Source organism: Dyadobacter sp. BE31 (genome assembly GCF_031457695.1).
In the GTDB taxonomy this organism is placed as follows: domain Bacteria; phylum Bacteroidota; class Bacteroidia; order Cytophagales; family Spirosomataceae; genus Dyadobacter.
In genome coordinates this window covers 947,711-968,606 of record NZ_JAVDXA010000003.1, presented here as the reverse complement: position 1 = coordinate 968,606, position 20,896 = coordinate 947,711, and the positions used below count along the sequence as shown (strand labels likewise).

The following is a 20,896-nucleotide window of genomic DNA, read 5'->3' as shown; positions in this document are numbered from 1 at the left end:
GCAAATTATAAACCTTAATCAATAAATGCAACAATGTTGCATTTATTCAAATTTCTGTCCGGCGAGGTCCTCTTCCCATTTGTCGCAAAAAGTATTGCAGGTAACAAAAGCCGCATTCCGCTTTTTCAAAGCGCTGACCAGCCCGTCGAGTTTTGCCGTCAATTGATCGCCATCTACCTTTTTGACATACCCCGGCAGCGTGTAAGCGCTCAGGTCGGCAAACTCCCACGGGTGAAAATAGAGCATCAGGTTACCGCGCTTTTTCAGTGTGAAGCCACACAAAGCAGTGTAAATACGTAGCGGCAAATTCTTGAACGACAGCCAGAACAGCGGAAAACGCAGCCAGGGCGTAGTAGAGCAAGGCAGCTCGATCAGCCCGTCGGCCTGGCTTGGCAGCGGGCTCTCTCCCAGCAGGTTATAGCGCCCCGGCAGCCACGTGGGGTTCAGGGACGAGTCATAACGAAAGTCCCCACGGCGCAACGCTGCCCTGTCGAATGGTTTCAGGCGCGGCATGCGGAAGCCGTTCACGGTTTGCCCGCTGATCGCTTCCAGTATGCTGCGCGATTCCATGATATCGCTCTCGCGGAACACGTGTGCAGGCGAATGCACGAGCGCGTGTGAGGCGATCTCGTGTTTTTGGGCCAGGTGCCGGATCAATGCCGGGTTTTCAGCCGCGAAATGCCCGGTAGTGAAGAATGTCGCACGTACCTGATGCGCTTCGAGCACGGAAAGCACATTTTCCATGCCTCGCAGCGTCACTTGCATCTGGTCCCCTTGGGATACCTTCTGCCCGTATTCTTCCGGAATATCAAATTCTTCCAGATCGAAAGTGAGCATTACGAAAGATCGTTCCATAGGCCTCCGAGGATGGTGATTCTTGCAAAATTAACCGCTTCACGGAACAGCACCTTCATGCTGAAATCGCTGAAAACAATAGACGAATTGGCCGATACTTCCACCTTTTCGATGCCGACACCCTTCCGGATAAGCTTGCGTATCAGTTCTACTTCAAAAACAAACGTGTTGGTTTTCGTTCCCTGTACTTCCGGCAATACTTCCCGGCGCAGGCCTTTAATCCCCGCCTGGGTGTCGGTAATGTGCTTGTTCAGGAAAAGCCGGTTCATCAAATGCAGCCCTTTGGAAAACAGCCTTCTTTTCAGCGGGAGCTTTTTGAAATATTCGGCACTTCGGTTGCCATATACAAACCAGCAATTCGGATTTTCTTCGAATATCTTCACCATTTCGACGATCGGTTCCGTGCCGAAAGGGAAATCAATGTCGGTGTACACAATGATATCGCCCTCGGCCCGGAGCGTACCTTTTCGGATCGCCGAGCCTTTGCCCTCATTGACCGCATTGTCGAGGAAGACAACATTCGGGATCCGGCTCAATGCCGCAACGTGAGTCCGGTCGAGACGGGTAGAGCCGTCGTTGGAAATAATGTACTGCACAACGCTGTCCGGCAGTTTTGCATTCAGTTCCCGGATATGGTCTTCCAGCGTCCCGCACCAGCCTGGCAGGGGATTGTAGCAGGGCAGCACAATGCTGATACCCCGCTGATTTTCAGTTTTCATGTCGATGAAGTAGTAATTGTGTTTGTAAAACCACCCACACAAGCACGCAAGGGATGACCTTGATCAGATAAGGCTCGAAAAAGCTGCGGCGCAGGGAAGGCGGGTAAATGTCGGTCGGTGCCAGAATACAGAATACAAACACCAGCACCAGTAATATTTTAGACCAGGGTGCCAGCCGCTCGCGGTTGACAATGTGGAAGAGCACCACACCGGGAATGGCGATCACATAAGTCGGCGACTCGGCCGCGTGGTTGAACACAATCACCCAAAGCGAAGCATAGGCGAACAAAAGCAGCCGCTCTTCAAGCGTGATATATTGCTTTCTGAAAAAACACAACAACCACGTAATGCCGAACAGCACCACTCCCACAAGCTGCACTTTTGTCACATCCTCGGGGGAGAATGCGGGAATCCAAACTTTCAGCAAACCCATAATCGAGAACCCGTAATTCACAGCGTGGTCGGCGACCAGGATGCGGTACCAGTCCTTGTAAACCTGCACGAAATGGTCGACACCCGTCACCGGCAATGGCAGTATCGCCAAAACGAGCGCCCATAGTACCGAATAACCAATGAACTGTCCCTTGCGCGGGTAAAAGAGGAACATTCCGGCGTAAATCAGCCCATATCCTTTGATACAGAACGCCAGCAAGGGGAACAATGCAGCCCAACGGGTTTTGCCGTTTTCGAGAAAGGTAAAAGTAAACAGACCCAGCGCCGCAATGAGCGGGTTGGTTTGCTGGCCATGAAGCGACGTCACCAGCTCGAACAGGATGAACCACCAGAAGAACACTTTCTTGTCGTAATCGAGCGGCAGGCTGCGGATGGCGTAGAAAAGCGCCAGCGAACAGCAGATAAGCCAGAGGACGAGGCTCACCGGCAACGGCAGGAATGAGAAAGGTGCGAAAAAAATACAAAAGGTGGGATTGTAGAGGAACAGATCGAAATACTCGCCTGGGTATTCCAGGTGCAGGTTCTGGTGCCGCGCCAGGTGGCCGAGGGCCGCCCTGAAAATCTGGAAATTGTTATACTTCAACGGTCCGCCTACATAATGCTGAATGCCGATAATGACGCTCAGCAGCACGTAAACAGCTAAAACAACCTTCTCACGGGAGAAGAATTCGGATACTCTTTTCATTACTCAGTCGTACTTGTTAGGGATGGGTTTTGATCCAAAGATAGAATGCGGCGGATCAACGAAAAACGGAAAATCACCATCTCATCATATTTTAATTTTTTCCTAATATCCTACAATCACGGCCCACCAACAGAGACGGGCGATCCTGGACATGACGCGAAAAAATACGCAACGGTTGTAACCAGTATTGAGAATTTGTAACGCCCGCGGACGAACATGCAGCTGTTCGGAAGTGAACATGGCTGCATTCAAATCCCGCATTTGCAGCGTTTCCATGCAATGGCACCATATTTGCCATTGCAGTGGTGCCGGTTTTCAGATTTTCCCTTAACAGCCTATGGTCAAAAGTTACTTTAAGATTGCTTTCAGAAATTTCCAGCAGAACAAAGTCTATTCGCTGATCAACGTATCGGGGCTGGCGCTCGCGCTGACTGTTACTATACTCATTTCCTTGTGGGTGTGGGATGAGTTGAACTACAACAAAGGGATTAAAAACCACCGGCATGTGGGGCGTGTAATGGCGCATGTCTCCCAAAACGGCGAGGTAGCGAGCTCTCCGAATTTACCTTTTCCACTCGCCGCCGAGCTTCGGGAGAACTTCGCTGCGGATTTCGAGCAGGTGGCCGTGTCCTGGGACACAGAAGATTACTCCCTGACTTCCAACGGAAACAAATACCGGAAGAAAGGCCGGTTTATAGAACCCGACGGCGCCAAAATCCTGTCACCGCAAATGGTGAGCGGCAGTGTAGCTGCACTCAGCGACCCGGCCCGGATATTGTTGTCAGAATCCGCCGCGGCCTCGATATTCGGATCAAACCAGGCCATTGGTCAGCTTTTGAAGATTGATAATGAACTGGACGCGACGGTGGCCGGGGTTTATAAAGACTTCCCCCAAAACTCAGATTACTCCAATTTATCGTTCATCGCTCCCTGGAAGCTGTTCGCCTCGGCCCGCAGGAGACAGTGGGTTGATAAGCTAAAAGATAACTGGAACGTCAGCACCTTTGAAATACTCGTCCAGACCAGGCAAAACACCACCGTTGAGGCGGCCTCCGAAAAAATAAAGCAAGTGCTGAACAGGCATTTAGCCAATCCGGCCGGTTCGTCGTCCGTCATTTCTCTTCATCCGATGAGCAAATGGCATTTGTACGCATCCTGGGAGAATGGTGTGAATACCGGAGGGCACATTTACTACGTGAAGTTGTTTTCCGCGATCGCTGCCTTTGTACTGTTGCTCGCGTGTATCAACTTTATGAACCTGAGCACCGCCCGCTCCGAACAACGGGCAAAAGAAATTGGGGTCAGAAAGGCAGTGGGCTCTGGGCGAGGCCAACTCATTTTTCAATTCATTTTTGAGTCGCTCACCGTCGTGGTGGTGTCATTTTTGATTGCATTACTCCTCGTCGAGCTGGTATTACCTCAATTCAATGCGATTACTTACAAGCAAATCGGGTTCATATCGCCGGGCGGAGCAGCATTTAATCCCTATTTCCAGCTGACCGGCCTCGCCTTTTGCCTATTGGTGAGTTTCGTCGCCGGTAGTTATCCCGCCCTTTTCCTGTCTTCTTTCAAGCCCGTCAAAGTATTGAAGGCTGGCGTGGCGGGTGTTGGCAAGCTTTCTTCGCGGCCTAGAAAAGTGCTTGTAGTGCTCCAATTCACTATCTCGATTTCGCTAATCATTGCCGCAGCGGGTGTGTTCCGACAAATGCAGTTCGGACAAGACCGGTCTACCGGCTACGACAGGAAGGGATTGCTGTATGTAAAGATTCCACCGGGCAGTCCGGGTTTGGAGGCTTTAAAAACCGAGTTGCTTCATTCGGGCATCGTCTCATCCGTTGCCCAATCCTCCGGCCCGGTCACCGACGTGCTTTCCAATGCCGGCGGCTTTACCTGGCAAGGCAAATCTCCGGGCCATCGTGAGGAGTTTTCAGTGATTGCGGCGTCGCATCAATACGGCCGGACGGTCGGCTGGCAGATTGTGCAGGGGCGTGATTTTTCGGAAGCCTTTATTTCCGATTCATCCGCAATCATTATTAACCAGTCGGCGGCGAAGTACATGGGGCTCGATCATCCGATCGGGCAGACCGTCAGATGGAAAGACGGGACCTTTAATGATTCCGAATACCATATCGTGGGCGTTATACGGGATATGGTCATGCAATCACCCTATGAACCTGTGAAGCAGGCCATCTATTTCATGACTTACGCGCCTAATTATTTGTATATCAAACTAAAAACCGGCGGAAATACAGCAAACGCTCCATCGAAGCTGGGGGCATTGTTTGATAAACATTTACCCGGCCATGTATTTGATTTTCAATTTGCGGATCAACAATATGACTTAAAGTTTGAAAATGAGGAACGCATTGGCAAGCTTACGGTTCTGTTCGCGGCGATCGCCATTATCACTTCCTGTTTGGGACTGTTCGGCCTTGCGGCGTTCACCGCCGAGCAGCGACGGAGTGAAATCGGCATACGAAAAGTACTCGGCGCTTCGGTTGCAGGTGTATGGGCACTGATTGCCAAGGACTTCGTATACCTGACGGCCATCGCTGCTGCCGTTGCCACTCCGGTAAGTTATTATTTCCTGATGAAAATGCTGGAAAACTATCATTATCGCTCGACCATCCCCTGGTGGATCTTCGGCGGATCGGCTGCCCTGGCACTCCTGCTCTCCATGCTAACCGTGAGCTATCAGGCCGTAAAAGCCGCATTGACAGATCCGGCGAAAGTGCTCCGCTCGGAGTAACGCATAACGGCAAATCTCGTATTTTCGGGTATCGTAAACGACGATTGCCTATGTATGGAGATATTTTAAGAGCGACGGGAACCTACCGGGACAGTGAAATTGAGCTCTTTGAGAAGGAGATTCGATTGCGCGAGGTCGGGAAAAATGAATTGCTGCTTCGGAAGGGGGAAATAGCCAGAACCGTCTGTTACCTGCTGGAAGGGGCCGTCCGCCAGTACGATATCTTGCCCGAATCGGAACATAACGTAATCGATCTCCACCTTGCCGGCGAATGGTTCTTCAATCGCGAGAGCCTGATCTCCCAGCGTCCGTCCGAGTTGTTCACGGAGGCATACACCGATTGCCGTTTCATCGAAATCAGCCTGGAAACGATTCACTACCTAACGGGCCAGTCACTCGCGTTTTTACAACTCAACAAGGTTTTGGAAAGCGCTTTTCAGCGAATGCATTTTTTTGATCAGTCCATGACGCCGATGGAGAAGTACCGGCACCTGCTCGACAACCGCCCGAAGCTAATCCAGACATTTCCGCTCAAAATAATCGCGTCTTACCTTAAAATTACACCGGAAACCCTCAGCAGGGCCAGGAATGCGATAGCGAACAGTGTCATTTCTTGATTTCGATCAAGTGGCGGAGTCCTGCCTATGCCCTACTTTTGACTGGAAATATTGCATATCCTATGGAACACAAAGCATTGTCAATCCGCCCGTTCATCGGGGCTACCGATTTCGAAGTTTCACGCACCTTTTACCGCGACCTTGGATTCCAGGAAGTGGTACTTTCTCCCGCTATGTCGCTGTTCAAAAGCGGCGACTATGGTTTTTATCTGCAAAATGCATTCAACAAGGACTGGGTCGATAATACGATGGTCTTTCTGGAAGTGGAGAATGTCCAAATTTTCTGGGACGACCTTGTGCAACTCGACCTTCCTGCCAAATACAAAAATGTGTGCCTAACCCCGATCCGCGTCGACCATTGGGGCCGCGAGTGTTTCGTTCACGATCCTTCGGGGATATTGTGGCATTTCGGCGAGTTTTTCACTAAGTAAAAACAAATCCCGGAACCAGTGTTACCACCAATTCCGGGATTGTCCTGATTTTCTCTCGCTTTGCCGTCACTTATCGCAAAACGACCGAACCGTATGCCGGGATTTTGAGCACCTTACCACTCATTTCGGTCTTTTCAGAAGATTCGAACAGCAACTCCCTATTCGCGGCGCCGGCAGGTAGTTGGACGGACTTTTCCGTGCCGCTCACATTGTGCACGATCAGCAGGTCCCCGCTAGCATGCGGGCGCGTGAATGCGATGATGTGCTCCTGCCTGATACCCGCGTCGCTCAGGTTCACAGGTGCCACCTGACGCAATGCGGGATATTCGTGGCGTAGTTTGAGCAGCTTTTTGTAGTGATTGTAAATGGACGACGGGTCTTTTGCCTGGGCTTCCAAATTACGCACCTTGTCGTCGGTGGAATACGAAGGTTTCATCCAGCGCGTGCGCAGCTTGTCCGTGGCCTGTGCAGTCCACAAAAACGGCTCACGGATATTTTCGTCCGGTTTATTGCCGAGCATACCTATTTCCTCCCCGTAGTAGAGATATGGCTCACCCGGAAGCGTCAGCAGAAGGCTTGCAGCGAGCTTCATTTTGGGAATATCGCCATTGACAGTAGTGCCAATTCGGACGTGGTCATGGTTATTATTAAAAACAGCATCGATAAAATCGGGATTGGCTGCTTTGTAAACCGCATGTGTCTGCTGCAATTGCCCGATAAGGTCAATCGATTTCCCGCTTTTGAGCATTTGGTGAATAGCTAGTGCCGCGTCGATATTGAAATTGGCGGGCAGGCCTTTGAAATAAGGCGCAACTTTCTCCGGCGTCGACCAAACCTCCCCTACCAGGTAAACATCCGGCTTCATGCTTCTGACCTTTTCCCGAAACTCGGTCCAGAATGCGTGGCTTTTTTCAGCCTCCCAATCGGGATAAATGTGCTTGGCGGCGTCAAGCCGGAAACCGTCCACACCTACTTCATTCAGCCAGAAAGCGGCTACGGCATAAATCTCTTCCCGTACTTTGGGATTGTCAAAGTTGAGATCGGGCATGCCGCTCCAGAACAGGCCATAGTACTTTTCGTCGCCGCCCTCTTTCACCGCATGCCACGGATTCACCTCCCACGAATCGCCTGATTTCTCGCGCGTTGCGATGCCCAGCGAATCGATCGTCTTTTGCGGGAGCCACACATAATAGTCACGATAGGGATTCTGTTTTCCCTGCCGTGCCTGCTGAAACCAGGGATGCTGGTCGCTGGTGTGGTTCACAACCAGGTCCTTGATAATCCGGATGCCCCGCTTGTGCGCTTCCAACAACAGCCTTTTGAAATCAGCCATTGTGCCATACTCGGGATCAATCTGCCGGTAATCGGTCACATCATACTTATGATAAGTAGGCGATTTGCAGATGGGTGTGAGCCAGAGCGCATCCACACCCAGGTCTTTCAGATAATCCAGTTTGGACGTAATCCCGTTGATATCCCCTATTCCATCCCCATTCGAATCGGCGAATGAGCGGACGAATATTTCGTAGCAAACAGCGGGAGGATTGGTTTGCTGCGCCTGTGCCGCGGCCCCTGCGAGGAGCCACAGCACGGTAAAACAGCATCTTTTGACCTGCTTAAAATCCATAAATCTGGTGAGCGTTATTTTTTCGTGATAGAATAAGTATAGTTACCCGCATTACTCAGATTGAGGCTGATAATGTAGGTCCCGGCTGCATCTACTTTGATATTCCCGTTGTCGAGCGTATCGGGTACGCCGTCGGCATTACCGTCGCCATATGCCAGGGTCCAATCATCATTCGCCCGGAACTTGACCTCACCTTGGGTGAGCGCCACCTCGGCTGTCCACGCGCCGCTTTTCGGGTCGTACGCCAGGTCCTGGTCCTTATCCCAGCCGCCTTTGGTCGCCGAGCCCAGTACGCCCCAAATGGTTTTGAGCGACGACCACGTGCTATTATTCAGGTCCGCTTTGAGCAGGTAGTAGCCCGAGCCCTTCTGCGTCAGGTTTCCGCTCGTCCCCAGCTTGCCGGGGCCTCCGCTACCGTAGTCGCCCTCGTTCCAGTTGGGGGCATTGGTAAATTTAAACTCGGTTGTTTCGTCAGGAAAGTAAACATAACCTTCGAATCTTTTGTCGTCCTTTACCGAAACAAGCTTCGGTGCCTTATCCGGCGCCCAGCCCTGGTGGCTGCCCGGAACGTAAATCGCCGGGTACACGATCACCACAAAATACGGCTTCACCGATAATCCCTGCGTAGCCGAGACCGTATTCATGCTTTCGGCCGAGGTACCGAGCGACGATATCACCCGCGCCTCCACCTCAGCAGCCTGCCCGGCCGTGAGTTTGAGTTTGTTGATCATCAGCCCGTTGATCTCGCTCGTAGTAAGCCCCTTTTTCAATGCGCTGCCCGCATTGATCTCCACCGGCTTCTGAAAATTATTACCTTTTTTATCCAGCTGAAGGGTGTAGCTGATCACACTGGCAAAGCCGTAATCTACCGGCGTCCAGGAGAAAACGACGGCTTCTTTATCGGCATTGGCGCTATTCAGGTCCAGTACCGGCTGGTTCACCGAAAGCACGGCCGCGGTACCGGGCGTAGCGATGGTCTTGATTTCATCCTTTTCACAGGCCGACATCACGGCCAATGCCATTAACGAGGCAAAAACTGATATACTGCGGAACTTTATCATGGGTTCTGTTGGAGGTTAGGGTTCGCAATGAGGTCTGTGGCAGGGATCGGGAACAGGTTGAAACTTTCCGAAACCCCTCTCCCGTCTTTTACTCCACCCTTCCACGGCCAGAGATAGCTACCGGAAGTGAGCAATCCGTACCGTACCAGATCGGTGCGGCGATGGGCCTCCCAGTAAAATTCCCGGCCGCGCTCGTCGAGCACATCGTTGAGGGTAATGGCCGTCACATTGCCGCTCGCATTGCCATAGGCGCGCTCGCGAAGTTTATTGAAATAGGCAATAGCAGTCGCTTCGTTGCCGCCCGTTCCGCCGCGCTTCACGGCTTCCGCGTAGGTCAGGTACATTTCGGCCAGGCGGAAAAGCGGGAAATCGACAGACGAAAACGAGTTGCCCGAGGACGGCACAATGGCGCCCGACCGGGTCACATTCCGGAATTTGGTAATGGCCAGGCCATCAGTAAACACGGAAGGATCCTCCATTTCGATCTTCTGCCCGAAAAACATGGCACGCTTATCGGTCTTGCCACTGTAATCGCCGAAGCGCAGCGGAAGGTTTTTAGTAGCGCGGTTACCGCCCCAGCCGCCATTCGGAATGCCGAACGACGACGGGTTCATGGCCGCATTGATGCCCGCATTGATGATGAATGTCGTGCCGCCGTTGTTCTGGGTCTTGATCCCGTCATAGTTAATGGACAACAGCACTTCCGGATTATCGACGTCGTTATCGCCCAGGAAGAGGTGCTTGTATTCAGGCATGAGCGAGTAACCCGATTTGATCACCTTTTCGGAATACGTAATCGCGTCGTTGTACCGTCCCTGGCCTTTACCCAGGTACACCTCCGCATTCAGGTACAGCCGCGCCAGCAACGCCCACGAAGCCGCCTTATCCACGCGGCCATATTCATTTTTGCGCGGTTCTGCCAATGTGGCTTCCGCAGCTTTGAGCTCCGATTCTACGTAGGCAAACAAATCGGCGCGTTTGATTTGCGGCGGAATGTATTTCCCGATGGGGTCTTTCTCGGTCACAAAAGGAGGATTTCCGAAAAGGTCCATCAATACCCAATACTGGAATGCCCTCAGAAACTGCGCTTCCGCACGGTATCGGCGGATTTCCTCCGCATCCTGCCCGCTAATGCCCCGCCCGGCCAGCTTTTCATCCGACGACTCGCGGATAAACTCATTGCATACCGTCACATGAAACAAGCTGCGGTTATAAAGGGCGCTCAGCAATACATTGCCGGCAGTCCAGTTCAGGTTATGAAAGTCGGGAATGCCCGGATCGTTCCATACGCAGGCCGCTTCGTCGGTTGTAAGCTCCTGGGCGTTCCAGAAAAGCCTCAGGAAATCGGCCTGGCCCGGGTCGATGCCCGCCAGGTCCGACGTGTTGATACCGTTATTACCGGCAAGCGCGAAGCTCCCGTACACCTTGGCCAGCACCTGTTTGTAGTCCGCGGGTGTTTTGTAGGCGATATCGGCCGTGATGGAGTTCGTCGGCGAGAGGTCCAGGTCTTTCGTACAGGAAACGGCCCCGCCAGCTACCAGTGCCGAACATAGCAATGTTTTATATAAGAATTTCATAATCAATATATTTAGCGGTTAAAAGTCCAGATTCAGGCCAAGCACAAATGTTCTCGGCCGCGGATAGAGGTTGTAATCGATACCGCCGTTGATCTCGGGATCAAGACCTCTGTATTTGGTCACCACAAACACATTCTGGCAAGTTGCATTGACCCGCAGGTTCATCCGGTTGCCCAGCACTCGGCCCGCATTGTAGCCGATGCCCACGTTGTCCATGCGCAGGAAGGATGCATTCTGGACATAGTAATCCGACTGATAGCGGTTGTTGAAGAAGTTGGTATTGTAAATGTCCGTGGTACTGTTCCCGAGGATGTTGTTCGGGTTCAGGATGTTCCTTCTCACACCGAAGTTCGAAGCCACGTTGTTGTACATGTAGTTACCGATGTTGGCCCGGAGAATCGTGCTTAGGCTCCATTTGTCATAAGTAAGCTGCGTATTAAAGCCCAGCATTACCTTCGGGAACGGCGATTTGTAACGGTACTGGTCTTTCTGATTGATCACCCCGTCGCCATTCAAATCCGCATAAACATTTTCCAGCGGTTTGCCGTCCTGGTCGTATACCTGCTTGAAAACGTAGTAGGAAAAGGTATTATAGTTCACCGAATGGATCTGAATGCTCTGGCCGGTCCCGCCAGTGATGCCGCCGGTTTGGTTACCCGCAAATTCCGGGTCGCTCACGGCGGTCAGGTTGGTGATTTTGTTATTGTTGTAGGTAACATTGAAACCCACGTTCCAGCTCAGCTTGCCGGTAGCGATCGGCGTGCCGTTCACCGCAAACTCGACGCCCTTATTCTCGATATTGCCGACGTTGGTTAGGATCTGGTTGCTGAAATTCGAGCCGATGGGGATAGGTACGGTATTCAGCAGGTTTTTGGTCTTTTTGTAGTAAACGTCCAGGCTACCCGAAAGGCGGTTGTTGAAAAACCCGAAATCCAGGCCGGCATTGGCCGTAGCCGTCTGTTCCCATTTGATATTCTGGTCGTACGCAGCCGGGGCGGTCATGTTGTAGAAGGTATTTCCAAACTGGTACTGCGATGCATTGGAGCTCACCGAGTAAATGCCCAGGTAGGAATAGTTGGCGATGCCGTCCTGGTTACCGGTGATCCCGTAGCTGAGCCGGAGTTTGAGGTCGGTCAAGGCGCTCACGGGCTTCATGAAGTTCTCCCGGTTGATACGCCAGGTCAATGCTACCGACGGGAATACGCCCCAACGATTTGCAGGCGAGAAGCGCGACGAACCGTCCGTGCGGATCGAACCCGCCAGGATGTATTTATCGTCGAACGTGTAAATCAGCCTGCCATAGTACGAAATGAGCGTATTTTCAGGAATATCGTATGCAAATTTCGGCTGCGAACCTTCCACAATTTCGCCGTTTGCGCTGAAATTGGGATAGAAATAATTTTTGGTCGCATTGTTGTAATAACCATAACCAGCCGTGGCGCTTACGTTACTTTTAATACTTTTAAGATCCTTCGCATAGCTGAGGTAAAACTCGGCGACCTTGTTGTTCACTTTTTGCAAATACTTGTTATTCTGGCCTTTGGTCGTGAAATTCTGCGCGGCGTATTCCGGCACGAATGTCGTTCCGCTGCCTTTTGAAATATCATATCCGAGGTTCAGGTTCGCGTGCAGGTCGGGCAGGAAGTGGAATTTGTAATCGAACTGCGCGTTTCCGAAGCTGCGGTTGACGGTACCGTTATTGTCTTGCTGGCGGATCAGCGCCACAGGGTTCCTCGGCGCATTCGGATTGAGCGTCGCTTTACCGGCATCGTCTTTGGTTACCCATTCGAAATAACCGCCAAACGGGCTCGATTCGTCCATTACTGCCTGGGTAGGGTCAAACTGCACCGCATTGATGATCGCGCCCTGGTTCGCAAAATGGGATTTCGTTTGCGCCCCTTTCAGGTTCAGGTCGATTTTAAGGTGCTTGTTGAAGAACCGCGGGCTGACATTGATAGAAGCCGACGGCCGCTGCATTTTGTCGGTGATCAGGATCCCGTTTTGCAGCAGATAACCCAGCGAAACGCGGTAAGGCATGCTTTTCAATGCACCCGAAATGCTCAGGTTGTTGTCGGTACTGATGCCCGTCCGGTAAATTTCATCCTGCCAATCGGTTTTGGCCGAACCCAGTAGTGCCTTCTGGGCATCGGTACCGTTCGTTTCCACATAAGTCCTGAACTCATCGGCACTGAGGGCATCCACCGTTTTGACAATCTTCGAAACTGCCAGTTGGCTATTGAAATTGATCACGGGAGTTCCGCTCTGGCCTTTTTTGGTAGTGATCAGGATAACACCATTGGATGCACGCGAGCCGTAAATGGCAGTTGCCGAGGCGTCTTTAAGCACGGTGAAAGTTTCAATATCGTTCGGGTTAATGAGGCTGAGCGGGTTCGGTGCGCCGCTCAGGCTGCTGCCGCTCAACGGAACACCGTCGATGACGATCAGCGGGTCGTTACTCGCATTCAGCGATGCGCCCCCACGGATGCGGATCGTGCTGCCCGAGCCGGGCTGTCCGTTGTTGGATGTGATCGATACCCCCGCTACCTTTCCCACGATCAGCTGCTCGGGACTCTGGATATTACCTTGCTGGAAATCCTTGGACGAAATGCTGGTGATCGAGCCCGTAAGCTCCTGCTTTTTCTGCGTACCATACCCGATCACGACCACTTCCGACAGTTCTTTGGAATTATCGGCCAGCGCCACATTGATGACGGATTCGGTCCCGACAGCCACTTCCTTCACCAGCTTGCCCACGAAGCTGAATACAAGCGTTGCGCCGGCCGGCACATTGGAGAGGGAATACTTTCCTGTTTCGTCGGTCTGAGTACCGAGCGCGCTGTTCTTGACCACGACCGTAACGCCGGGTAAAACCGAGCCGTCGTGCTGGTCGGTAACTTTTCCGCTGACCGTGCCCTGCGCCATCAGCGCGACATTCCCAAGCAGAAGCAGAAGGGCAAAACAGACCGTCTTTTGGTAAAGCTGTTTCATCGTAAAGGGATAAAATGTGATTGATTGCTTTTTGAACATTTCGAAACGCCAATCGGATTAATCCAATTATTTATCGAAATATTTCCTGGCAAAACTATCCCCTTTCTAACCCGCTGTCGTTCCACTTCCCGTTTTCAGCGTTTTTTTTGAATACAGTGCTTTATTTCATCGTAAGAAATTCATTTACAATAAATTAAATACAACACTATGAGCTCCACTTTATAAAATGGCACTTATTTTCCTGATAATTTAAACCCAAAAAAGTCAATTATTCCTCGGGACGGCTTGCATTGTAGTAGTCGCGCGGGGTCTGTCCGGTAATTTTTTTGAACGACCGGTTGAACGCCGTTTTGGAGTTGAACCCTACCTCGTAGGCAATGCTCAGCAGGGTGTAGTTTTTAAATTTGGGGTTATCGACCCGCTTCTTAAAATCCTCGATCCGGTAGGAGTTGATGAAATCGAAGAAGTTCTTTTCGAAGCCGTCGTTGATTACCCGCGACAAAGTGTGCTGCGACAGTTTCAGTTTTCCGGCCAGCTCGCTCAGGGTCAGTTTCGGGTTGGTGAACGGTTTTTCTTTGGCCATATATTCCTCTACCTGCCGTTTAAGATCGGTAATATCTTCGGCCTGCTCGGGCTTCTTGTCGGTGGTGCTCTCCTGGCCCTCCTCATCTTCCTCTACACTCGCGCCGGCATCAAAAATCGATCTCGGTTGCGGGGATATCTTAAATATTTCGGGCTGGTGAATCGCAAAGTAACCCACGAAATAGGTAATGGTAGAAAACGCCAGCCAGATCGCATCCACGCTACCCTCGACAATTTGCGTGACATCGAAATCAAAGCAATAGCCCAGGCCGAGCATCAGGAAAAGGAAATACCACAGCCCGAGGCAGAGCGCCTGGATAAAGAGCACCGTATTGAGGTAATGCAGGTTCTGTTCGTATGAAAAATGGCTTTGGTATTGCTCCCTGTAAAAGCGGAAGGTCTTGCGGAAGAGGAACCAGAAATAGGTGTTCCAGCCCAGGGCAAGCAGGCCGGTACCCAAAAACACCCCGAACAGGCTCCGGTCGCGCACGAGAAACAGCAAATGCAGCTCCCTGTCGCTGATCAGGAAAAACGGCAGGTACACAAAGCATTGCAACAACACCGGCAAAAAGAGTACAACCTGCCTGAATGGCTTGACCGATTGATTGAAAAGCAGCCTTTGAAGGTAGAAATAGAATGCCGGCACATACAGGAAGAGGATAAAATCCGGCATGAGCAGGATTTTCCCGAACGCCTGCGCCGCCTCGCGGTAGCCACCGATCGTCCGCAGGAGGATCATCAGCGAAGCCACGCCGATCGTGATCACCAGCCAGCGATTGGCCGGCCGGTTGTAATTCTGCATGGAGGGGATCGCGATAATCAGCAGAATCCCCTGAAAAACCGAGAACAGCAGCAGCAGATCGTACAACGAATAGAAATGGAACGAAGCCGAAAGGTCTTCCCAGCCATCTATTTCAACGTTGATCGACATATGATCCACTTTCGAATCGCGGTAAATCGTCCGGTTCGGGCGCGCTTTACCGCTCTCCCGCCCTTCGATAGATTCCCAGCTCCCGCGCGTGAACTTGTATTCGACCGGGTCTTTGTCGGTGTAAATGGTGGTCCGGTAGGTCCCGTCTACATTCTTGTATACCTTGTAAAGCGGGTTCGCCGGCTCCCAGTCGTTGAAATTCCCCGAAATGAATATCTCCGCATCGTGCGGGGTATTTTCAGGGAGTTTATTGATAATGAAGGTATAAACGATTTTCTTTTCCCAGCCCGCAATGCGGATCCTGATCAAATGCGGATCGGCCTCTTTCGAGGCGTCGTAAAGCCGGTCAGCAAGAGGACTCCCCGAAGAATCCCCCTCCACCATCGTCCAATTCCCCTGAGTGATTTTGTATTCAAATCGCGCCGGGACTTTCGGAATATCGATGTAGTACTTTCCTACCTGGTCCTTCCTGAATTTGTAATTCGGGTCGCCCGGACTCCAGTTATTCAGGTCCGAGGCGAGGAAAAGCGACGAGGAAGGGGAAATCAGCGGCGGCGACTCTACAATTTCGATTCGCAGCTGCGCAAACGCGGCTCCGCACACCAGAGTCAGGATAGTGGCTAACAAAAGCTTATACATGCACAAATCAAATCAAACATTTGCTAAAAAACTATCCCGGGTTACCCTGTGGAATTGTGTGAACGTACCCGTTAAGTAAGTTCCGCCGCTGATCTGTCCCCTGCGCATTGCTCCTGCTGCCAAAATGGAATACTTTTATTCCCTGATTTACAACGTATCTTACTCATCACGTGTAGGTTTGCTCCTGACATGCCAGGCTTTACTACCCGACCTATGAAAAAAATAGCCCTGCTTTTCGCCCTGGCTCTCGGCTTGAATGCGGCGGCACAAATGCCCCGTTCACCGCTCGCAAAGATCTGGCAGCAGAGCCTTCCATTCATTACCAACTATTCCACCGACGAATACAAGGCGGCGTTCCAGAACTGGGCACTCGTGCAGGGAAACAACGGCATTATGTATGCTGCAAACAACTCGGGTGTGCTCGAATACGACGGGGTGGCCTGGCAGCTCATACCTACTACCGAGGGTAACCCGGTACGGTCGCTGGCGAAGGATGCCAGCGGCCGCATTTACGTCGGCGGGTCCGGAGAAGTGGGCTATCTGGCCGAAAACAGGCAGAACAAAATGGTTTTTCACTCCCTGAAAAACAAGCTCAGCCGCGCCGACTGGAACTTCGGGAATGTATGGTTCACGTTTGCCGACAAGGGCTCGGTCTATTTCGTTTGCGATCTGCACGTTCTGGAATTCACCGGAGGGAAATTCAAAGTATGGAAAAGCGACATCGGTACGCTGGGTTTTGCCTGGCTGGTGAATGGCTCCCTGTACGTGAGCGTGAGCGAGAAGGGTTTATACCGGAAAGAAAAGGACGCATTAAAATTGGCGGAAGGCGGCGAAGCATTTAAAGGAATGGGGCTCACCACCTTGTTACCATTCGAAGGCAAAAAGCTGCTCGTCACCGGCCTCAGCAAGGAATTTTACATTTACGACGGGGCAACACTGGCGCCATTGATGAAAGACGGCCGGCGGGTACGGATCAGGGATGCGGTGTACCACTCCGTGCAGCTCAGCAACGGCGATTACGCCCTGGCTACCACCGGTTCGGGTTTTTACCTGATGCAGCGGGACGGGACCATCCGCAACAACATCTGCCGGAAAGAAGGGCTGTCGAGCGATGCGGTATACGCCGTTTTCGAGGACGCCGAAAGGGACTTGTGGCTTGCCACCGACAATGGGATCAGCCGGCTGGAAATCAACTCGCCGCTGCGGATATTGAACGAAAATCATGGCCTGGACGAGAATCCGATGGATATCGAGGTCTTCAACAACAAACTTTTTACCACCAACAGCAAGGGGCTTTTCGAGCTCAACAGCCTGTCGTCACAAGGTATTTCCAAGCCCTATTTCAAAAAAATCACCGGAATAGACAACCTGACGATGCATTGCCAGACTTTTGGAAATGAACTGATCGTATCCAACTACGACGGTGTATTTGTACTCAGCGCAAACGGCAACCGCTCGCAAATTGCGAAAGAGAATGTAGTCCGGGTAGAAGAAGCGCGCACCGCGCAGGTACCGCCGCATTTGCTCGTGGGCCTGGAAGGGAACGGGCTTACCGAGCTGCTTTTGAAAGACGGAAAATGGGTGCAGGGCAGCCGGCGCGACGATATGAAATTCTACTCCGAAAGCTTCGCACGCGCAGCCGACGGCACCATTTTCATCAACAGCCGCCGAAACGGCATTTATGAAATAGCATGGCAAACGCCGGGCGCTATGCATTCGCTGGCCGATCCGTTCAAGCTCATCCACCATGGCCCTGAAAACGGGCTGTCGTCCAACAAAATCCGCTGGCTCGAAAGGGTCGGCAATACGGTTTACGCATCCACCGATGAGGCAATGCACCGGTTTAACCCCGCCAGGCGAGCATTCGAGGTGGATTCGGTGCTTACTGCCGGCGTGGCGCCGTACAAAGGCGGATGGATCAACGAAATCGTCGCAGGCCGCGATGGTACCATGTGGTTCACGCTCTATCACAATTACCAAAGCCAGGTTTTCGAATATGCCCAAAGCAAGTTGCAACGGCTACCGGTATCGGGGCGGCTGTCCGAAGCGCTTATTTCCAAGGTGCACGACAATGGCGACGGGTTTATGGTTTTTGGTTCTAATAAATGGCTGGTCCTCTTTGATAAAAACCTGGAAACGGGTGTTGCCAAGCCATTCCAAACGCTGATACGCCGCATTTCGATCGATCAGGATTCGTCCGTTCATTTCCGGGGCACATCACCTGAAATGGCCTATGGCCATAGGCTTCGGTTCCAGTTTGCACTACCGAGCTATGACCTTTCTACTAAAAACCAATTTCAATACTTCCTCGAAGGCTTCCACGACCAATGGTCGGCGTGGTCGGGCGAGTCGTTCGTCGACTTCACTAACCTGCCCGAGGGCAATTACGTGTTCCGGGTGCGTGGGAAAGACGTATATGGTAGTGCGGGAGAAGACGCGGTGCTGGCCTTCACGATACTGCCGCCCTGGTACCGCACCTGGTGGGCATTCGCTATTTACGCGATGCTCCTGGGCGGAATGGCGGTTATGCTGGTGCGTTTCAGGGAAAGGAAGCTGAAAATGGAAAAACTCGTGCTGGAAAACACCGTCCGCGAACGCACGGAGAAAATCATGCTCCAAACCGAAGAACTGAAAGAAATGGACCGCATGAAGTCACGATTCTTTGCCAATATTTCTCACGAGTTCCGGACGCCCCTCACGCTGATTCTCGCACCACTGGAAGAAGAGTTGACCCAAAAGCCCCCCGCCGAGCAGGGTAAGCTGCTCATCATGAAGCGGTATGCCAACAGGCTGTTGGAGCTGGTCAACCAATTGCTGAACCTGTCGAAACTGGAAGCCGGTAAAATGGAGCTTCAAATACAAAAAGGCGAGCTGCGGCAGTTTCTGAGCGTGCTGTCGTCGTCCTTCGACTCGCTAGCCCAGCATAAGGAAATCGCTTTTGAAAAAACCATTTCAGTCTCGGAAGGGCACTTCTGGTACGACCCCGACAAGCTGGAAAAGGTGATTATCAACCTCCTTTCCAATGCATTTAAATTCACCCCGCCGGGGGGCTTGGTGAAATTTGCCGCGCATATTGCCGAACAAGCAGGTAAGCCGGTGCTCCAAATTTCGGTGTCGGACACGGGCCGGGGCATCGCACCCGAAGAGCAGAAAAAGGTATTTGAATCTTTCTACCAGGCCCGGCAGACCGTCGAAAACCAGGATGGCGGTACTGGTCTGGGATTGGCGTTCGCCAAAGAGCTCGTCAAACTGCACAAAGGAAACATCTCGCTCCAAAGCGAAATCGGTAAAGGTTCGGTTTTCAACGTGGAAGTGCCCGTTTACAAAGAAGGCTATAAGGCCGGTCAGATCCTTGAAAACGCGCCGCTTCATGATACATTACCCGCTGCCCGGGAGGTTAGCCACCTTGCGGACGAGCCGGCGAAGGACACACGTAAAGGGCACCAGGCAGCAAGCAATGCGGCTGCACAGGAAACCGTGCTGATCGTGGAGGACAATGCCGAGCTGCGCGAGTACATGGCCGCTTTGCTTGAAGGCCAGTATACGGTTTTCAAGGCGCCCGACGGCGCGGAAGCGCTCGCATGCGCACGTAAAGTGTTGCCCAGCCTGATCATCAGCGACCTGATGATGCCCCGCATGGATGGTATCGAGTTCACGGCCAGCATTAAATCCGACGAACGGACGAGCCATATTCCGGTGATCCTGCTTACAGCAAAAAGCGGCCAGGACTCGCGGATCGACGGCCTGAAAACCGGTGCGGACGATTACCTGACCAAACCTTTTTCCGTGGAAGAACTGACGGTCCGGGTCCGAAACCTGATCGACCTCCGGAAAAAACTGGCCGAACGCTACCGCGAACGCATCCGGGTACACGTCACCTCGTCGGAGGAAATGTCACTCGATGATAAGTTTCTGATGAAGGCCAAAGATATTGTGGAGGCCAATATGGAAGATGTGCTGTTCTCGGTCGAGAAAATGGCGGAAGAAATGAGCCTGAGCCGGACCCAGCTTTTACGGAAGCTCAAAGCACTCACCGGCCTGGCCCCGAACGATTTTATCCGCGACCTGCGGCTTCAAAAAGCAGCCGAAATGATCCGTCAAAAGGCTGACACGATCACGCAGATCGGCTATGCGGTAGGTTTCAATGATCAATCGTATTTCAGCAAAAGCTTCAAAAAGGAATTCGGAGAAACCCCCACGGAGTATGCCGCGAGGGTTTCGCAAAAAGAAGATTGATCAGGGAATGCGTTTGACGAACCGGTAAACCGCCGTATAAGGCACATCGGCAGTAGCAGCCGCGTCTGTCGGAGGAGTTACCGGCGCTCTCCCGCCCGTAGTCGCGATCCTGAAAATGTACCCTACCCCCTGAAAAATACCGGTGGGCTCCTGCCCCGCCTTGTTGCTCAGCAGCAGCCAGTCGATGCTCTGAGGATCTTTGGAATAGGTTCTAGCAGGACTGAATGCCTGGCCCATGATCGTGTAGCCGGGGCCGTTCAGTTTCCAGGTCGGGCCTGCGAAATGACTTCCTATTTTCGCATTGGACGCATCGTACAAATCCGCTTCCGGCGCCACAAAAACCCATTGGTACCGGACCGGACCCGACCCTTCTTTCACTTGTGCCTTGTATTTCTGCACGCCCACGGCAAAGTAGGTGGCAACGCGCTCGTACCCTTTCGGGTTGGAAGGAAGTGCGAATGCTCCCGGCATCGTCAGGTTTTCGCTGAGCATAATGTGGTCGGCGGGAGTGGTAACGGGCGTAGGATGGTCGCTGTCCGAGCAGGCGTTGAAGAGGCTCACAATCATAACGAATGCGAGGATGCGTCCGCACAGGCGGGAAATGTTACTGTTTTTCATAGCTGTTTTTAATGTAAATGATTGGAATAAAACCGGTTTGAATGAACCGGCGGCAAAACTAAATGCCCCCAACCGGCCCGGATTGTGGGCAGGATGCAAATCCAGGTAGTTATGAGCGGCTGCTTTAC

Annotated in this window: 13 protein-coding genes; 4 read left to right on the top strand and 9 right to left on the bottom strand. The window is 52.1% G+C overall.

Annotated features, from left to right (window positions below; all coding sequences use genetic code 11):
• Positions 1 to 42 precede the first annotated feature (42 nt).
• Genes J2Y43_RS19715 through J2Y43_RS19705 form a run of 3 tightly spaced genes read right to left on the bottom strand, consistent with a single transcriptional unit; the run spans position 43 to position 2,712 of the window.
• Complete coding sequence (locus J2Y43_RS19715; protein WP_309986085.1) at positions 43 to 855, bottom strand: polysaccharide deacetylase family protein; 813 nt, start codon at positions 853 to 855, stop codon at positions 43 to 45.
• Positions 837 to 1,574: a glycosyltransferase family 2 protein gene (locus tag J2Y43_RS19710; protein ID WP_309986083.1), complete on the bottom strand. Its 738-nt coding sequence runs from the start codon at positions 1,572 to 1,574 to the stop codon at positions 837 to 839. Before J2Y43_RS19710 ends, J2Y43_RS19715 begins: the two co-directional genes overlap by 19 nt.
• Positions 1,564 to 2,712, bottom strand: a complete 1,149-nt coding sequence (locus J2Y43_RS19705) for a glycosyltransferase family 87 protein (RefSeq protein WP_309986079.1) — start codon at positions 2,710 to 2,712, stop codon at positions 1,564 to 1,566. Before J2Y43_RS19705 ends, J2Y43_RS19710 begins: the two co-directional genes overlap by 11 nt.
• A gap of 337 nt (positions 2,713 to 3,049) precedes the next feature.
• Between J2Y43_RS19705 and J2Y43_RS19700 the strand changes: the two genes are divergently transcribed.
• From J2Y43_RS19700 to J2Y43_RS19690, 3 genes are all read left to right on the top strand, one after another.
• Complete coding sequence (locus J2Y43_RS19700) at positions 3,050 to 5,461, top strand: ABC transporter permease (RefSeq protein ID WP_309986076.1); 2,412 nt, start codon at positions 3,050 to 3,052, stop codon at positions 5,459 to 5,461.
• 50 nt (positions 5,462 to 5,511) lie between these two features.
• Positions 5,512 to 6,078 carry a Crp/Fnr family transcriptional regulator gene (locus J2Y43_RS19695; RefSeq protein WP_309986074.1) on the top strand — a complete coding sequence of 189 codons (567 nt, stop codon included), beginning with the start codon at positions 5,512 to 5,514 and terminating at the stop codon, positions 6,076 to 6,078.
• A 62-nt stretch (positions 6,079 to 6,140) separates the two neighbouring features.
• Positions 6,141 to 6,509 (top strand): glyoxalase, encoded by a 369-nt coding sequence (locus J2Y43_RS19690; protein WP_309986070.1) that lies wholly within the window; start codon positions 6,141 to 6,143, stop codon positions 6,507 to 6,509.
• Positions 6,510 to 6,579: 70 nt separating this feature from the next.
• Here J2Y43_RS19690 and J2Y43_RS19685 read toward each other — a convergent pair whose 3' ends face one another.
• From J2Y43_RS19685 to J2Y43_RS19665, 5 genes are all read right to left on the bottom strand, one after another.
• Positions 6,580 to 8,136, bottom strand: a complete 1,557-nt coding sequence (locus J2Y43_RS19685; protein WP_309986066.1) for an alpha-amylase family glycosyl hydrolase — start codon at positions 8,134 to 8,136, stop codon at positions 6,580 to 6,582.
• Between the two features lie 14 nt (positions 8,137 to 8,150).
• Positions 8,151 to 9,197, bottom strand: a complete 1,047-nt coding sequence (locus J2Y43_RS19680; protein WP_309986063.1) for a SusE domain-containing protein — start codon at positions 9,195 to 9,197, stop codon at positions 8,151 to 8,153.
• Positions 9,194 to 10,774: a RagB/SusD family nutrient uptake outer membrane protein gene (locus J2Y43_RS19675; RefSeq protein ID WP_309986060.1), complete on the bottom strand. Its 1,581-nt coding sequence runs from the start codon at positions 10,772 to 10,774 to the stop codon at positions 9,194 to 9,196. Before J2Y43_RS19675 ends, J2Y43_RS19680 begins: the two co-directional genes overlap by 4 nt.
• 18 nt (positions 10,775 to 10,792) lie before the next feature.
• On the bottom strand, positions 10,793 to 13,762 hold the full coding sequence (locus J2Y43_RS19670; protein ID WP_309986057.1) for a TonB-dependent receptor: 2,970 nt from the start codon (positions 13,760 to 13,762) through the stop codon (positions 10,793 to 10,795).
• 268 nt (positions 13,763 to 14,030) lie between these two features.
• Positions 14,031 to 15,914: a helix-turn-helix domain-containing protein gene (locus J2Y43_RS19665; RefSeq protein ID WP_309986055.1), complete on the bottom strand. Its 1,884-nt coding sequence runs from the start codon at positions 15,912 to 15,914 to the stop codon at positions 14,031 to 14,033.
• A gap of 213 nt (positions 15,915 to 16,127) precedes the next feature.
• Between J2Y43_RS19665 and J2Y43_RS19660 the strand changes: the two genes are divergently transcribed.
• A complete protein-coding gene (locus tag J2Y43_RS19660) occupies positions 16,128 to 20,150 on the top strand; it encodes a response regulator (RefSeq protein WP_309986052.1) in 4,023 nt (1,340 codons plus the stop codon).
• Here the strand turns inward: J2Y43_RS19660 and J2Y43_RS19655 are convergent, their stop codons facing one another.
• The gene (locus J2Y43_RS19655; RefSeq protein ID WP_309986048.1) at positions 20,151 to 20,768 is read right to left on the bottom strand and encodes a DUF3455 domain-containing protein; all 618 of its coding nucleotides are present in this window, start codon (positions 20,766 to 20,768) and stop codon (positions 20,151 to 20,153) included. It lies immediately after the preceding gene.
• Positions 20,769 to 20,896 lie beyond the last annotated feature (128 nt).

Excerpts from the sequence above, each read along its gene's own strand:
- J2Y43_RS19690 (WP_309986070.1), top strand. The coding sequence starts at position 6,141 with ATGGAACACAAAGCATTGTCAATCCGCCCGTTCATCGGGGCTACCGAT.
- J2Y43_RS19685 (WP_309986066.1), bottom strand. The coding sequence starts at position 8,136 with ATGGATTTTAAGCAGGTCAAAAGATGCTGTTTTACCGTGCTGTGGCTC.
- J2Y43_RS19695 (WP_309986074.1), top strand. The coding sequence starts at position 5,512 with ATGTATGGAGATATTTTAAGAGCGACGGGAACCTACCGGGACAGTGAA.
- J2Y43_RS19660 (WP_309986052.1), top strand. The coding sequence starts at position 16,128 with ATGAAAAAAATAGCCCTGCTTTTCGCCCTGGCTCTCGGCTTGAATGCG.
- J2Y43_RS19670 (WP_309986057.1), bottom strand. The coding sequence starts at position 13,762 with ATGAAACAGCTTTACCAAAAGACGGTCTGTTTTGCCCTTCTGCTTCTG.
- J2Y43_RS19655 (WP_309986048.1), bottom strand. The coding sequence starts at position 20,768 with ATGAAAAACAGTAACATTTCCCGCCTGTGCGGACGCATCCTCGCATTC.
- J2Y43_RS19715 (WP_309986085.1), bottom strand. The coding sequence starts at position 855 with ATGGAACGATCTTTCGTAATGCTCACTTTCGATCTGGAAGAATTTGAT.
- J2Y43_RS19665 (WP_309986055.1), bottom strand. The coding sequence starts at position 15,914 with ATGTATAAGCTTTTGTTAGCCACTATCCTGACTCTGGTGTGCGGAGCC.
- J2Y43_RS19710 (WP_309986083.1), bottom strand. The coding sequence starts at position 1,574 with ATGAAAACTGAAAATCAGCGGGGTATCAGCATTGTGCTGCCCTGCTAC.
- J2Y43_RS19680 (WP_309986063.1), bottom strand. The coding sequence starts at position 9,197 with ATGATAAAGTTCCGCAGTATATCAGTTTTTGCCTCGTTAATGGCATTG.
- J2Y43_RS19675 (WP_309986060.1), bottom strand. The coding sequence starts at position 10,774 with ATGAAATTCTTATATAAAACATTGCTATGTTCGGCACTGGTAGCTGGC.
- J2Y43_RS19700 (WP_309986076.1), top strand. The coding sequence starts at position 3,050 with ATGGTCAAAAGTTACTTTAAGATTGCTTTCAGAAATTTCCAGCAGAAC.
- J2Y43_RS19705 (WP_309986079.1), bottom strand. The coding sequence starts at position 2,712 with ATGAAAAGAGTATCCGAATTCTTCTCCCGTGAGAAGGTTGTTTTAGCT.